This window comes from Pseudomonas sp. J380 (assembly GCF_009827115.1).
GTDB classification, from domain to species: domain Bacteria; phylum Pseudomonadota; class Gammaproteobacteria; order Pseudomonadales; family Pseudomonadaceae; genus Aquipseudomonas; species Aquipseudomonas paracarnis.
In genome coordinates this window covers 3,710,770-3,725,368 of sequence record NZ_CP043060.1, presented here as the reverse complement: position 1 = coordinate 3,725,368, position 14,599 = coordinate 3,710,770, and the positions used below count along the sequence as shown (strand labels likewise).

The window sequence follows — 14,599 nt, the reverse complement described above, 5'->3', positions numbered from 1 at the left end:
GGGTCGCGTCTAATCGCCTGTATTGATCTATTGATAGAGGGCGTCGATCAAGGTTCACCCGCGTTTTCGTCGGGCTTATTCCAGGCAGGGGTGATTGCGATACTTTTGAGTCTTTAGCCAGTCTGGAACCCAAGTCGGCAGGACTGGTCTAGTCTTGGGCATCTGGAAATTAAATCCCAAGGAGAGCGCACCATGAGTATTTTTAGCTTTATCAAAGAAGCCGGCGAAAAGATTGTCGACCTGTTGACGCCGGGTAATGCGAACGCCAGTGAGCAGTTGAAGGAGCATGTTAGCAAGGTGGGCCTGGGTAATCCAAACGTGCAGACCACGGTGGATGGCGACAAGGTCACGGTGACCGGTGAAGTGGCCACGCAGGAAGAGAAAGAAAAGATCCTGTTGGCGCTGGGCAACATTGCCGGCGTGGCAAGTGTGGATGACCAGATTACTGTCAGTGGTCCAGTCGTGGTGGCTTCACGCTTTGTTGTTGTGAAAAGCGGTGACACTCTCAGCGCAATCTCTAAAACGGTCTATGGCGACGCGAATAAGTACAACAAGATTTTCGAGGCTAACAAGCCACTGTTGTCGCACCCGGACAAGATCTACCCGGGCCAGACACTGCGCATCCCTGAGTAATACGCAGGATAAAATGAGCAAGCTCGCCCTTTTGTAGGAGCGAGCTTGCTCGCGAAAAACTCACGGGCACCGCGTTTATCCAGGAAGCACGCGTTATCGTTGACGTTTTTCGCGAGCAAGCTCGCTCCTACATAAGCCCGGTAATGAGTTCTCGATAATCCCCGACGGCCGCAAATTCCGCGGTGTCCTTTGAGCCTTTTTTGCTATCAGGTTCTTTCACTGCCAGTAAATGTCCCACGCCGAAATCCCGGGCACTGCGCAGGATCGGCAAAGTGTCATCTATAAACAGGCTACGGGCCGGGTCAAAGTGGATATCCGCTTGTAAGGCCTCCCAGAATTGCGGGTTTTCCTTGGGGAAACCGTAGTCGTGAGAGCTGATCAATCGCTCGAAATACGGCGCCAGTTCAATGCGCTCCAACTTCAATGACAGCGAATCACGATGAGCGTTGGTGATCATGATCACGCGCTTGCCGGCCTGTTTGATCGCCGCCAGGAAGGTATCGGCATCCGGACGCAGGGCAATCAGGTGGGCGGTTTCCAACTTGAGTTCGCGCACCGGGATCTTGAGCTCGGCGCTCCAGAAATCCAGGCAATACCATTGCAACTGTCCGGCGTTACGCTCGAACAGTGGCTGCAACTCCATCTCGGCCATGGCTCGGCTTACGCCGTGCAGTTCGGCATAGCGTTGCGGCAGGTGTTCCATCCAGAAGTGGTTGTCGTAATGCAGGTCGAGCAGGGTGCCGTCCATGTCCAGCAGGACGGTGTCGATGGCGTGCCAGGGCAGAGAGGGCATGGTGGGGTCTCATGTAAGTAAAAATATCCGACACAGACAATCGGAAAAGCCACGGTATAGTAACCCGATCACGCCAAGGAGCCGTTTATGCGCCAGAAACCCACTGTCCTCGCCCGCGAAATAGTCGCCAGTAGCCGTTTGTTCCGCGTGGAGGAAGTGCAATTGCGCTTTTCCAATGGCGTTGAGCGGACCTATGAGCGTCTTGTCGGGCGTGGCACGGGCTATGGCGCCGTGATGATTGTGGCGATGATCGATGAAGATCATGCAGTGCTGGTGGAGGAATACTGCGGCGGCACTGACGAATATGAATTGTCGTTGCCCAAAGGCCTGATCGAGCCCGGCGAAGACGTGCTTGCAGCGGCAGACCGCGAACTCAAGGAAGAGGCCGGCTACGGTGCACGGCAGTTGGAGCACATCACCGAGCTGTCATTGTCGCCCGGCTATATGAGCCAGAAGATCCAGGTGGTGTTGGCTACCGATCTCTACGAAGAGCGTCTTGAAGGTGATGAGCCTGAACCAATGCGGGTAGACCGGGTCAACCTGCGTGAGCTGTCGGCGCTGGCGCAAAACGAGCAGTTCAGCGAAGGTCGCGCCCTGGCTGCGCTGTATCTGGTGAGAGACCTGTTGACCCAGCGTGGAGCGTTCACCGCATGAGCGAACTGTTTTTAGGCCACCCGTTTATCGCACCGGTCATTGAACTGGCTCGGCAGGCGGGTGAAGCCATCCTGCCGTACTGGCGTGCCGAGGTAGCCGTGACGTCCAAGGCGGATGATTCTCCCGTGACGGCTGCCGACCTGGCTGCCCATCATCTCATTCTCGCAGGCCTCACCGCGCTGGACCCAAGCATTCCAGTGCTGTCTGAAGAGGACGCCGATATCGATCAGAGCGTGCGTGCCGGCTGGCAGCGTTGGTGGTTGGTGGACCCTCTGGATGGCACCAAGGAATTCATTTCTGGCAGTGAAGAGTTCACCGTCAATATTGCATTGATCGAACAGGGCCGCGTGGTGTTCGGCGTGGTGTCGATACCGACCACTGGCCGTTGCTACTTCGGCGGCGCGGGCCTGGGGGCTTGGCGGTCGGACGTCAATGCAGCGCCCAAGCAGATTCAAGTACGCCAGGCCCCGGCCTCGGGTGAGGCCTTTACGGTGGTGGCCAGCCGTCGTCATACCAGCCCTGAGCAGGAGCGCCTGCTCAATGGCCTCAGTGAAGGCTTGGGCGAGTTGAAACTGGCGAATATCGGCAGCTCCTTGAAGTTTTGCTTATTAGCCGAGGGCAGTGCCGATTGTTATCCGCGCCTGGCGCCGACCTCGCAGTGGGATACCGCAGCGGCCCAGGGTGTATTGGAAGGAGCTGGGGGTGAAGTATTGGAGTTGAATGGCAAACCGTTCAGTTACCCGGCGCGGGAGTCGTTGCTGAACCCGTTCTTTCTGGCGTTGCCGGCCAAGGCGGCGTGGCGTGAGCGGCTGTTGACCCTGGCCAGATCTTAAGGCCACTGCAGAGCAAAATGTGGGAGCGGGCTTTCCCGCGATGGCGGAGTGTCAGTCATACAGCTATTGGCTGATCCACCGCTATCGCAGGCAAGCCCGCTCCCACAGTTGTTTTTTGTCATGGCTGCTAGCGATGCAGGACGTATTGGCCGGTAAAGACGACGGCACGCTCCGCACTGCCTTCATTCACAATCCACGTCTCCAGCGCCAACCGCGCCCGCCCATAGCGCTGATAGGTCGCCACAAAGCGCTTCCAAATCTTTTCATCCGGCGCCGCGCAAATGGCTGTCGCGTCCTGGGTCACCGGCAGCGGGTAGCTGATCTGCCCTTCCTGAATCACGATGTGCCCGTCTTCAATCCCGGCTTCACGCAGCTTCAGGTGCAGCCAACCCCAACCCGCCAGCACGGCGCCGCAGTAGAGGCTGCCGCCAAACATGGTGCTCTTGTGGTTGATATTGGCTTGCAAGGGCAGGTGCAGTTGCAGTTGGTCGTGTTGCCAGTCGAGCACCCTGAGGCCCATTTCCCGGGTGAGTGGGATGTCGTGGTGAAGGATGGATTCCAGGTAACGGCTATCACGGCTCATGGCGGCCTCTTTGTAGGTGGACGATGTCATTCGTCATCGGCGCTCTGGCCGGCACTGTCGGCGAAGTTCAGGCCGTGTTTGCGCAGTTTGTCGTGCAAGGTTTTGCGCGGTACGCCCAGGGCTTCGGCGAGGCTGCGCACAGAGCTGTGGGGGCGGGTCAGTTCGGCGGCGATCAGGCTTTTTTCGAACTGTTCGACTTGCTCGCTCAGGCCTCCGGGCGTGGAGGTCAGCACACCGGCGGCGGGGTGGTCCTGGGTGTTATCCAGGGCCAATTCCAGGCCGAGGGCGAAACGCTCCGCGGCGTTTTGCAGTTCCCGCACATTGCCCGGCCAGCTGTGGCGCAGCAACAGCGCGCGCTGGCCCGGTTGCAGTTCGTGCAAGGGCAGGCCGTGGCGGCTGCTGGCCTCGTCGGCGAAGTGCTGGAACAGCATCAGCGCATCTTCACCCCGTTCCCGTAGCGGGGGAATGCGCAGCGGCGCCACATTGAGGCGGTAATACAAGTCGGCACGGAAACGGCCCTGGTCGGCGGCCTGGCGCAGGTCTTCCTTGGTGGCGGCGATAATGCGGATATCCAGCGGGATCAACTGATTGCCACCCAGGCGTTCCACGACGCGCTCCTGTAAAAGGCGCAGCAACTTGACCTGTACATCCAGGCTCATGCTTTCAATTTCATCCAGAAACAGCGTGCCGCCATTGGCAAACTCGAACTTGCCGATGCGGCGCTTTTGCGCGCCGGTAAACGCGCCGGGTTCATGACCGAACAGTTCGCTTTCCACCACCGATTCCGCCAGTGCTCCGGCATTGATCGCCACAAACGGGCCGCTGCGTCGGCTTGAGAGGTCGTGCAGGGCGCGGGCGACGACCTCCTTGCCTGCCCCGGTTTCGCCGAGGATCAGCACATCGGCCTTGGTCGCGGCCAGTGCACCGATTTGCTCGCGCAGGCGCAACATCTGTGGCGAGTGCCCTACCAGGCGCGTACTGAGTTGCTGGCGGTCGCTGAGAGCCAGGCGCAGGCTGCGGTTGTCCAGCACCAGCCGGCGCAGGGCCAGGGCACGGCGCACGCTGTCGAGCAGCGCGTCGCTGGCGAAGGGTTTTTCCAGGAAGTCATAGGCGCCGGCACGCATGGCTTGTACCGCCAGCGGTACGTCGCCGTGGCCGGTGATCAGCAGCACCGGCAGGTCGGGGTCCTGGCCGTGCAGTTCAGCCAGCAGTTCCAGGCCGTCCATGCCGGGCATGCGAATGTCGCTGACTACCACGCCCGGCCAGTCGCGGGACAGGCGTGCGGTGAGCCCGTTGGCTTCTCCCAGGGGCAGGACTTTCAGGCCGGCCAGGTCCAGGGTCTGGCACAGGGCCTGACGCAGGTGTGGATCGTCGTCGATCAATACCACCTGAATCGAGTTGTCGATACTCATACACTGCGGTCCTCGGACGGTTGCAGACTGACGCCCGGCGAGCCGGCGCGCAATTTCAAGGTTAACAGCGCGCCGCCCTCCTTGTGGTTGGCGAACAACAGTTCACCGCCGAAGGCGCGCATCAGGGTGTCGCAGATCGCCAGGCCCAGGCCCAGGCCCTGGGTGCGCGTCTTGGTGGTGTAGAACGGCTCGCTGGCGCGGCCCAGGGCTTCCATGCAAAAGCCCGGGCCATTGTCGCGAATGTACAGGTTGACGCCCAGGGGCGTGGTTTCGGCACTCAGCCAGAGTCTGCGTGGCGGGCCTTTTTCGGTGAGGGCGTCCAGAGCATTGGCCAGCAAGTTACCCAGCACCTGGCGCAGACGGGTTTCACCGGCCTGCACCCACAAGGTCGCCTCTGGCAAGTCGCGAATCAACTCCACCTCCATCGAACGCCGACGCTTGGCCAGTAATGCCAGGGCGTCATCCAGTGCCGGTTGCAGGGCCACGCTCTCCGGCGCGTGACGGTCACGGCGGGCGAAGGCACGCAAGTGGGCGATGATCGAGGCCATGCGCCCGGTCAATTCACTGATCAGCTTGAGGTTGCCGCGGGCATCGTTGGTGCGCTCATGGTCGAGCAGGATCTCGGCGTTTTCGGCATAGCTGCGAATCGCCGCCAGTGGCTGATTCAGTTCATGGCTGATACTCGCCGACATGGTGCCCAGCGCCGAGAGTTTACCGGCCTGAACCAGATCATCCTGGGCGCGCACCAGTTCTTGCTGGGCATGCTCGCGCTCCAGCACTTCCTGTTTAAGGCGCCGGTTAAGGCCCTCCAGGTCGCTGGTACGCTCGGCCACGCGCATTTCCAACTCGCGGCGGGCCTTGGCTTCGAAGGCGATGCGTTCCAGATAGTGCCGGCGGCGCTGCATCAGCAACCCCAGCAACAGCATCAGCACCAACAACGTGGCACCGCCCACGGCGACGACCGTGCGCACCGGGCGGTTGATCAGCGAGCGCGGCGCGAGGATTTCCACGTTCCAGCCGGTCTCGGCGATAGCCGTGGACTGGCGCAGCCAAGCGCTGCTGCTGAGGCTCAACGGCTGCGGGTCGCGGGTGGGGTAGGGCTGGATAGCAATGATGGCCTGGCGTTCTTCGGCGGTCAGTGGCCGCGTGGCGCGGAATCGCCATTGCGGTCGCGAAGTGAGGATCACCACGCCGTTGTGGTCGGTGACCAGCAATTGTTCCGGGGTATTGCCCCACAGGCTTTCGGTGTGGTCCAGGTCGACCTTCACCACCAGCACGCCGATGATGGTATCGCCGTCACGCACCGCGGCGGCGAAGAAGTAGCCGCGCTTGGCCGAGGTGGTGCCCAGGCCGAAGAACCGTCCGAGGCGCCCGGCCATGGCTTCGCTGAAATACGGACGGAAGGAAAAGTTGCGCCCCACAAAGCTGTCTTGCTTGTCCCAGTTGGAAGCGGCGAGGGTCTTGCCGGTGGTGTCCATCAAATACATCACCTCTACCCCGGCCTGGGCGGCGACGTCCTTGAGCAACTGGTTGGCATTGACCAGGTGGGTGCTGACGTGGGGCGCGCCCAATGCAGTGCGCAGGGCCGGTAAGTCCCCGAGGATCTGCGGCAGTATTTCGTAGCGGTGCAGGGTGCCCAGCAAGTTGGCGACGTAGAGGTCGAGGGTCTGGCGGTTTTGCCCGGCCAGCTCGCTGCGGTAATAGCGCTCGGCCAAATGCTCCAGCGGCCACAACAGCGGTGCCAGGCACAGAGCCAGCAGGGCGAGGCTGCGCCAGCGGGGTCTTCGCGGAAGGGGTGGGGTCATGGAAGTCGCGCCTGTGGGTACAGGCGCATTATGCCTAGTGCTGCTGTGCAAGACACTCGTGCAATGCGTCTTGCCACTGTGGCTGGCTGACGTGCCATTGCTGTTGCAGGCGAGTGCAGTCCAGGCGCGAGTTCAGCGGGCGCTTGGCGGGGGTCGGGTAGGCGCTGGAAGGGATCGGCTCCAGCTCGGCGCAGGCCTTGCCCTCGGCGCGCAGTTGCTCGCCAATGGTTTGGGCAAAGCCGAACCATGAAGTCTCACCCTGGGCAGTGAGGTGGTAAACACCCCAATCCCCTGCCTTACCGGCCTGCCACTGCTCGATCAGCACGCGGGTGCTGTTGGCGATAGTCCCGGCCCAGGTCGGTGCACCGATCTGGTCGGCCACGATGCGCATCTGCGGTTTTTCCTGCAGGAGGCGCTGCATGGTCAGCAGGAAGTTCTTGCCGTGGCTGGAATAGACCCAACTGGTGCGCAAGATCAGGTACTCGCCGCCTGCAGCCGCAATCGCCTGCTCACCCGCCAGCTTGCTCTGGCCGTAGACACCCAATGGGTTCGGCGTGTCGCTTTCGGTGTACGGGGCAGGTTTGGTGCCGTCGAACACGTAGTCGGTCGAGTAGTGAATCAGCGGGATACCCAACGCCTTGGCCTCTTCGGCGAGGATTCCGGGGGCGATGGCATTGATGGCGAACGCAGCGTCCGGCTCGCTCTCGGCCAGATCGACGGCGGTGTGGGCCGCAGCGTTGATGATCAGTCCAGGGCGATGGGCGCGCACTTGCCGGCGGATAAGGTCTGCGTCTGTCAGGTCAAGCTGGTCGCGGCCCATGACGAGGAGTTCGCCCAGGCCCTTGAGCCGCTGTTGCAGCTCCTGGGAGACTTGGCCGTGTTGGCCGGTGATGAGGATTTTCATGGGAACAAGTCAGCTTCCATCAGCAGTTTGCCGACCTGATCCTTGGCGGAGAGTTGCGGCGGTTCGGCCAGCTCCCAGTCGATGGCCAGCGTCGGATCATTCCAGAGAATGCTGCGCTCGGCGCTTGGCTGGTAGTAGTCGGTGGTTTTGTACAGGAACTCTGCGTACTCACTCAACACCACGAAACCATGGGCGAAGCCTTCCGGCACCCAGAGTTGGCGATGGTTCTGTGCCGACAGGCGGACACCCACCCACTGGCCAAAGTTGGGTGAGCTGCGACGGATGTCGACCGCTACGTCCAACACTTCACCGTAGGTAACACGTACCAGCTTGCCCTGAGTGTGTTCAAGCTGATAGTGCAAACCTCGCAGCACGCCTTTTTGCGAGCGTGAGTGATTGTCCTGCACGAAATTACGCTTGAGCCCGGTGGCTGCTTCAAAGGCGCGCGCATTGAAGCTTTCGTAGAAGAAACCGCGTTCGTCGCCGAATACCTTTGGCTCGAGGATCAGTACGCCGGGTAGTGTGGTTTCAACTACATTCACTGGGTCTCTCCGGCAAGCGAGTAGAGGTATTGGCCGTAGCCGGTCTTGCCAAAGTACTTGGCGCGCTCCAGCAGATAATCACGATCGATCCAGCCATTTTCATAGGCGATCTCTTCCAGGCAGGCCACTTTCAAGCCCTGGCGGTGCTCGATGGTCTGAACGTAGGTCGAGGCTTCCAGCAGGCTGTCATGGGTGCCGGTGTCGAGCCAGGCGAACCCACGGCCGAAGCGTTCAACGTGAAGATCGCCACGCTGAAGGTAGGCATTGTTGACGTCGGTGATCTCCAGCTCGCCGCGTGGCGAAGGCTTGACCGCCTTGGCGATCTTGATCACGTCGTTGTCGTAGAAGTACAGGCCGGTCACGGCATACGGTGACTTGGGCTTTGCCGGTTTTTCTTCGATGGAAAGGGCGCGGCCCTCTTTATCGAAATCAATCACACCGAAGCGCTCCGGGTCTTTCACCCAATAGCCGAAAACAGTAGCGCCCGAGGAGCGCTCGGCTGCGGTGCGTAACTGATCGCCAAAATGCTGGCCGTGGAAGATGTTGTCCCCCAGAATCAGGCACACCGCGTCATCACCGATGAACTCTTCGCCAATGATAAATGCTTGAGCCAGCCCGTCCGGGGAAGGCTGTTCGGCATACGTGAAACGCACGCCAAACTGGCTGCCGTCTCCCAGCAGGTTTCGGTACTGCGGTAGGTCTACCGGAGTGGAGATCACCAGAATGTCCTTGATGCCTGCGAGCATCAGCACGGATATCGGGTAGTAGATCATCGGCTTGTCATACACCGGCAACAGCTGTTTGGACACTCCCAACGTAATGGGGTGTAGGCGAGTGCCGGAGCCGCCAGCCAATACAATTCCCTTCATCATGCGATTAGATCCTTCAAGTCGGTGTTGCCCAATCGTTCTCCCTGATAACTGCCGTCCTGGACCCTGCTGCACCATTCCAGATTATCGAGGTACCACTGTACGGTTTTGCGCAGGCCGGTCTCGAAGGTTTCTTCCGGGACCCAGCCCAGTTCGCGTTCGATCTTGCTGGCGTCGATGGCGTAGCGTTGGTCGTGGCCTGGGCGATCCTTGACGAAGGTGATCAGGTCAGTGAATTTCTCCACACCGGCTGGGCGTTGCGGCGCCAGTTCTTCCAGCAGGGCGCAGATGCCACGTACCACGTCGATGTTCTTCTGTTCGTTGTGGCCGCCGATATTGTAGGTTTCGCCCACAACCCCAGTGGTGACCACTGTGAGCAGCGCACGGGCATGATCCTCGACGAACAGCCAGTCACGCACCTGCAGACCATCGCCATACACCGGCAGTGGCTTGCCCGCCAGGGCGTTTAGAATCACCAGCGGGATCAATTTTTCGGGGAAATGGAACGGCCCGTAATTGTTCGAGCAGTTGGTCAATAGCACCGGCAGGCCATAGGTGCGCTGCCAGGCGCGTACCAGGTGGTCGGACGCTGCCTTGCTCGCGGAATACGGCGAGCTCGGTGCGTAAGGCGTGGTCTCGGTGAAGAGGTCGTCCACGCCGTGCAGGTCGCCATACACCTCATCAGTGGAGATGTGGTGGAAACGGAATGCGCTTTTTGCCGGCTCTGCCAGCTTCTGCCAATAGGCTCGCGTGGCTTCCAGCAGGCTGTAGGTGCCAACGATGTTGGTCTGGATAAAATCCGACGGGCCGTCAATGGAGCGGTCGACATGGGACTCGGCCGCCAAGTGCATGATCGCATCGGGTTCGAAGCGTGCGAGCAAGGCGCTGACGGTGACCTGGTCGATGATATCGGCCTGGACAAACTCATAGCGGCTGTTGGACGCGATGCTGGTCAGCGACTCGAGGTTGCCGGCGTAAGTCAGCTTGTCCAGGTTGAGCACCTCGTGCTCGGTGTGCTGGATCAGGTGGCGGATCAGGGCTGAGCCGATAAAGCCAGCGCCGCCAGTAACGAGAATGCGCATATCGGAGGGCCCTTTCCTTTGATAGACATTATGCGGATGAAGCATAGCTTGAGTGGTGCGAGCCGGGTGGTGCAAGCGCTGTATTACTGGGGGGTTGCCTTGTGCCCCTGAACAATGGCGATATAGACGCCTGAAAAAACAAAGGTCGTCACAATGTCGTTAGCCACGTTGACCCACCGTGCCAGCTTGCCTTGCCCACAAGTAACCCCCGAGCAAGCAGCATGCCTGCTCGAGCGGCACTATGGTATGGCGGGCAAATTACACTCGTTGGGCAGTCAGCAAGACCTCAACTATCGAATTGACAGCACACGGGGCCGCTTCGTTTTGAAAATCTGCCGGGGTGACTACGCCGCGGTTGAACTTCAAGCCCAACACGCAGCGCTCAACAGCCTGGGCGCGCATGCCGGCCTGCGTGTTCCCAAGGTCATCCAGACCTTGGCGGGTGAGGAGTTGCTGACGGTCAACGTCGATGACCAAACCCTGCACCTGCGGCTACTGGACTACATCGACGGCCAGCCCCTGACGCATTTACCCCACCTGAGCCGCACCGTGATCGAAGGCTTTGGTGAGCTGTGCGGGCAGATGAGCCTCGCGCTGGCAGGTTTCGAGCACCCTGGCCTTGCGCGCACCCTGCAATGGGACCCGCGCCACGCGCAAGCATTGATCACCCACCTGCTGGCAACCTTGCCAGACCTGCCGCAGCGTGCTGCTTTGGAGCAGGCAGCCAGGCAGGTCGAGGCGCATGTCCAGCCGTTGGCGGCACACCTGCCTTGGCAAGCGGTGCACATGGACATCACCGACGACAACGTGATGTGGCAGCGTGATGCCCAGCGGCACTGGCGTATACAAGGCGTGATCGATTTCGGCGATCTGGTGCACACCTGGCGAATTGCCGATCTGTCGGTGACCTGCGCGGCGCTGTTGCACCATGCCGACGGTGATCCATTTGCTCTCTTGCCGGCGATCCAGGCCTGCCACGCGGTCACGCCGTTGCAGCGCGAAGAGCTGGAGGTGTTGTGGCCGTTGATCGTCGCTCGCGCGGCGGTGTTGGTGCTCAGCAGTGAGCAGCAGCAACGCCTGGACCCGGACAACGTTTATCTAAAGAAAAACGCCGAACACGAGTGGGAAATCTTCCATATCGCCACGTCGGTGCCCTTCGAACTCATGCAAGCGGCTATTCTGCGCAGCGTCGGCAAAACATTACCGCCCGTCGCCAACCAAGACTTCGCGCCTTTATTGCCAGGCTTGGTGGGCCGCGAGTTTGCGCTGATCGACCTGGGCGTACTCAGCCCGCATTTCGAGGCTGGCAATTGGGAGACTCCCGGCATCGATCGGCGCTTGCTGGATCAAGCGGCGACGGTGCATGGGCTGGCGGCCAGTCGTTATGGGCAATACCGCTTGTCGCGCACCCGCCCCGACAGTGCGCTAGAGCCCGAGACGTTCCCCCTGCATGTCGAACTGCATCTGCCCCACGGCACAGTGTTGGAAGCACCCTTTGCGGGAATGCTGCGTGAAGGTACCGACGGCTTGCTGTGTTTGCACGACAGCGGCCTGAGCCTGCGCTTGTGGGGCGTGCGCACATCACTCAAGCCGGGCGCAACCTTGGTCAAAGGGCAGGTGCTGGGCGAGGTTCATGCGCCGTTGACTGTGCAGTTGTGCCGCGCCGACCTTGAGCCACCGCTGTTCTGCACACCTTCCCGGGCGTTGGCGTGGCAGGCGTTGTGCCCGTCACCCGCAGCTCTATTGGGCCTGGCCTGTGATGCGGAGCCGGAACTGGACCCAGAAGCCCTGCTGGCCCGGCGTGATGCCAGCTTTGCCCGCTCCCAGAAGCACTACTACGCCGACCCACCGCGTATCGAGCGCGGCTGGCGTAACCACCTGATCGATATGCAGGGCCGATCGTACCTCGACATGCTCAACAACGTGGCCGTGCTGGGCCATGGCCACCCGCGCATGGCTGAAGTGGCGGCTCGGCAGTGGTCGTTGCTCAACACCAACTCGCGGTTTCACTACGCGGCGGTTGCCGAGTTCTCCGAGCGCCTGCTGGCGTTGGCGCCGGAGGGCATGGACCGGGTGTTCCTGGTCAACAGCGGCACCGAGGCCAATGACCTGGCGATTCGTTTGGCCTGGGCCTACAGCGGCGGGCGCGACATGCTCAGTGTGCTGGAGGCCTATCACGGCTGGTCGGTGGCGGCGGATGCCGTGTCCACGTCGATTGCCGATAACCCCCAGGCCTTGAGCAGCCGCCCGGATTGGGTACACCCGGTGACCGCGCCCAATACCTACCGCGGTGAATTCCGCGGGCCGGACAGCGCGCCGGACTATGTACGAAGCGTGGAGCATAACCTGGCGAAAATCGCCGCGAGCCAGCGTCAATTAGCCGGGTTCATCTGTGAGCCGGTGTACGGCAATGCCGGCGGCATCTCCCTGCCACCGGGTTACCTGCAACAGGTGTATGGCCTGGTCCGTGCCCAGGGAGGCGTGTGCATCGCCGATGAAGTGCAGGTGGGTTACGGCCGCATGGGGCATTTCTTCTGGGGGTTTGAACAGCAAGGTGTGGTGCCTGACATCATCACCATGGCCAAAGGCATGGGCAACGGCCAGCCGTTGGGTGCAGTGATCACCCGCCGAGAAATTGCCGAGGCGCTGGAAGCCGAGGGTTACTTCTTCTCCTCATCAGGAGGCAGTCCGGTCAGTTGCCGGATCGGCATGGCGGTGCTGGATGTGATGGAAGAGGAAAAGCTGTGGGAAAACGCCCAACTGGTAGGTGGGCATTTCAAGGCACGGTTGGAGGAATTGATCGATCGCCATCCGCTCGTCGGTGCCGTGCACGGTTCGGGCTTCTATCTGGGCCTTGAACTGGTGCGCGATCGCCAGACCCTCGAACCTGCGACTGCAGAAACCGCCTTGTTGTGTGACCGGCTGCGGGAACTGGGGATTTTCATGCAGCCTACCGGTGATTATCTGAATATCCTCAAAATCAAGCCGCCGATGGTGACGTCCAGACGCAGTGTGGACTTCTTTGTGGACATGCTGTCGAAAGTGCTGGATGAGCAACTGTGATTTATCGATTGTTATCGGCTATTTTTTGCAGACCCGAGCATCTATCATGTTTTTAGTCTGTTAAAGCCGATTTTTATCCATTATAAAGTTGCCCTTGACCCCATTCGGAGCCCTGATCGCCATGACCACCTTGCACAGCACACCTCGCGCCGATGGCTTTCACATGCCTGCCGAATGGGCGCCCCAGACCCAGACCTGGATGATCTGGCCCGAGCGCCCAGACAACTGGCGCCTGGGCGGTAAGCCTGCTCAGGCGGCCCATGTGGCGGTGGCCAAGGCTATCGCACGTTTTGAGCCGGTGACCGTCGCGGTCTCCGCCAGCCAGTACGAAAACGCCCGTGCCCGCCTGGACGTACCCAATATCCGCCTGGTGGAAATGTCCAATGACGACGCGTGGGTTCGCGACACTGGCCCCACTTTCGTTATCAACGGCAGTGGAGAAGTACGGGGTGTGAACTGGGACTTCAACGCCTGGGGTGGTTTTGACGGCGGCCTGTATGCACCGTGGAACCGCGATTCCCAGGTGGGAGGCAAGATCCTCGAGATGGAGCGCGCACCGCGTTACCGCACTGAAGGCTTTGTGCTTGAAGGCGGTTCGATTCATGTCGACGGCGAAGGCACCCTGATCACCACCGAAGAATGCCTGTTGAACCGCAACCGCAACCCGCACTTTGATCGTGCGGCCATTGAGGCGGTACTCAGCGATAACCTGGCGGTAGACAAGATCATCTGGTTGCCGGATGGGTTGTTCAACGACGAAACCGACGGCCATGTGGATAACTTCTGCTGCTACGTGCGCCCGGGCGAAGTGCTGTTGGCCTGGACCAATGACCCGCAAGACCCGAACTACCCACGCTGCCACGCAGCCATGGACGTGCTGCAAAGCAGCACCGATGCCCAGGGCCGCTCGTTCATCGTGCATAAAATGCCGATCCCGGGTCCGCTGTATGCCACTGAGGAGGAATGCGCCGGGGTAGACCTGGTTGACGGTAGCCAGGAGCGTAATCCGACCGTGCGGTTGGCCGGTTCCTACGTCAACTTCCTGATCGTCAATGGCGGCATCATCGCGCCGAGTTTCGATGACCCGTTGGACGATCAGGCCAAGCAAATCCTGCAGAACCTGTTCCCACAACATGAAGTGGTGATGGTGCCGGGCCGCGAATTGTTACTGGGTGGGGGCAATATCCATTGCCTGACCCAACAGCAGCCAGCCCCGCAGCGAAAGTGAGTGCAGTTGTAACAGCGCCTTGATGGCGCACGAGCACCGCGCGTTTGCAGTGTTCCCCGCAAGCCCGCGACCCAGCCCGGTCGCGGGCTTTTTCATGCCTGCATGCCGGTGAACAGGGCACATTGGCATAGCTCTTGTATCGCTGTGGTTACAGTGGCCCAAGGGGGATGACCGTGCAGTTCTGTCACAAACCTTGAG

The 14,599-nt window shown here is 60.7% G+C and carries 13 protein-coding genes; 5 read left to right on the top strand and 8 right to left on the bottom strand.

Features of this window, described 5'->3' with window-relative positions:
* Positions 1 to 192: 192 nt before the first annotated feature.
* Positions 193 to 633 carry a peptidoglycan-binding protein LysM gene (gene lysM / locus FXO12_RS16860; protein WP_032894105.1) on the top strand — a complete coding sequence of 147 codons (441 nt, stop codon included), beginning with the start codon at positions 193 to 195 and terminating at the stop codon, positions 631 to 633.
* A 127-nt stretch (positions 634 to 760) separates the two neighbouring features.
* On the opposite strand, the gene yrfG is transcribed toward lysM, so the two are convergent.
* Positions 761 to 1,426 carry a GMP/IMP nucleotidase gene (gene yrfG / locus FXO12_RS16855; protein ID WP_057975362.1) on the bottom strand — a complete coding sequence of 222 codons (666 nt, stop codon included), beginning with the start codon at positions 1,424 to 1,426 and terminating at the stop codon, positions 761 to 763.
* An 87-nt stretch (positions 1,427 to 1,513) separates the two neighbouring features.
* Between yrfG and nudE the strand changes: the two genes are divergently transcribed.
* Entirely contained in the window at positions 1,514 to 2,080 is a 567-nt protein-coding gene (gene nudE / locus FXO12_RS16850) for an ADP compounds hydrolase NudE (protein WP_014716485.1), read from the top strand.
* Positions 2,077 to 2,913 (top strand): 3'(2'),5'-bisphosphate nucleotidase CysQ, encoded by an 837-nt coding sequence (gene cysQ / locus FXO12_RS16845; RefSeq protein WP_034125507.1) that lies wholly within the window; start codon positions 2,077 to 2,079, stop codon positions 2,911 to 2,913. The genes nudE and cysQ overlap by 4 nt, the downstream gene beginning before the upstream one ends.
* A gap of 127 nt (positions 2,914 to 3,040) precedes the next feature.
* Here cysQ and FXO12_RS16840 read toward each other — a convergent pair whose 3' ends face one another.
* From FXO12_RS16840 to rfbB, 7 genes are read right to left on the bottom strand one after another with little or no spacing between them, the layout of a single operon-like run.
* Complete coding sequence (locus tag FXO12_RS16840) at positions 3,041 to 3,496, bottom strand: thioesterase domain-containing protein (RefSeq protein ID WP_034125508.1); 456 nt, start codon at positions 3,494 to 3,496, stop codon at positions 3,041 to 3,043.
* Between the two features lie 26 nt (positions 3,497 to 3,522).
* Positions 3,523 to 4,908 carry a sigma-54 dependent transcriptional regulator gene (locus FXO12_RS16835; RefSeq protein ID WP_034125509.1) on the bottom strand — a complete coding sequence of 462 codons (1,386 nt, stop codon included), beginning with the start codon at positions 4,906 to 4,908 and terminating at the stop codon, positions 3,523 to 3,525.
* On the bottom strand, positions 4,905 to 6,713 hold the full coding sequence (locus FXO12_RS16830) for an ATP-binding protein (protein ID WP_057975363.1): 1,809 nt from the start codon (positions 6,711 to 6,713) through the stop codon (positions 4,905 to 4,907). Before FXO12_RS16830 ends, FXO12_RS16835 begins: the two co-directional genes overlap by 4 nt.
* A 34-nt stretch (positions 6,714 to 6,747) precedes the next feature.
* Positions 6,748 to 7,617, bottom strand: coding sequence for a dTDP-4-dehydrorhamnose reductase (rfbD, locus tag FXO12_RS16825; RefSeq protein ID WP_057975364.1), 870 nt, complete (start codon positions 7,615 to 7,617; stop codon positions 6,748 to 6,750).
* The gene (rfbC, locus tag FXO12_RS16820; protein WP_047712353.1) at positions 7,614 to 8,159 is read right to left on the bottom strand and encodes a dTDP-4-dehydrorhamnose 3,5-epimerase; all 546 of its coding nucleotides are present in this window, start codon (positions 8,157 to 8,159) and stop codon (positions 7,614 to 7,616) included. Before rfbC ends, rfbD begins: the two co-directional genes overlap by 4 nt.
* Entirely contained in the window at positions 8,156 to 9,031 is an 876-nt protein-coding gene (gene rfbA, locus FXO12_RS16815) for a glucose-1-phosphate thymidylyltransferase RfbA (RefSeq protein ID WP_003187717.1), read from the bottom strand. Before rfbA ends, rfbC begins: the two co-directional genes overlap by 4 nt.
* Complete coding sequence (gene rfbB / locus FXO12_RS16810) at positions 9,028 to 10,110, bottom strand: dTDP-glucose 4,6-dehydratase (protein WP_057975365.1); 1,083 nt, start codon at positions 10,108 to 10,110, stop codon at positions 9,028 to 9,030. The genes rfbA and rfbB overlap by 4 nt, the downstream gene beginning before the upstream one ends.
* Positions 10,111 to 10,263: 153 nt before the next feature.
* Between rfbB and FXO12_RS16805 the strand changes: the two genes are divergently transcribed.
* Together FXO12_RS16805 and aguA are read left to right on the top strand one after the other, a co-directional pair.
* Positions 10,264 to 13,173, top strand: a complete 2,910-nt coding sequence (locus tag FXO12_RS16805; RefSeq protein ID WP_057975366.1) for an aminotransferase — start codon at positions 10,264 to 10,266, stop codon at positions 13,171 to 13,173.
* 121 nt (positions 13,174 to 13,294) lie between these two features.
* A complete protein-coding gene (gene aguA, locus FXO12_RS16800; RefSeq protein WP_057975367.1) occupies positions 13,295 to 14,401 on the top strand; it encodes an agmatine deiminase in 1,107 nt (368 codons plus the stop codon).
* The last annotated feature ends 198 nt before the right edge of the window (positions 14,402 to 14,599 follow it).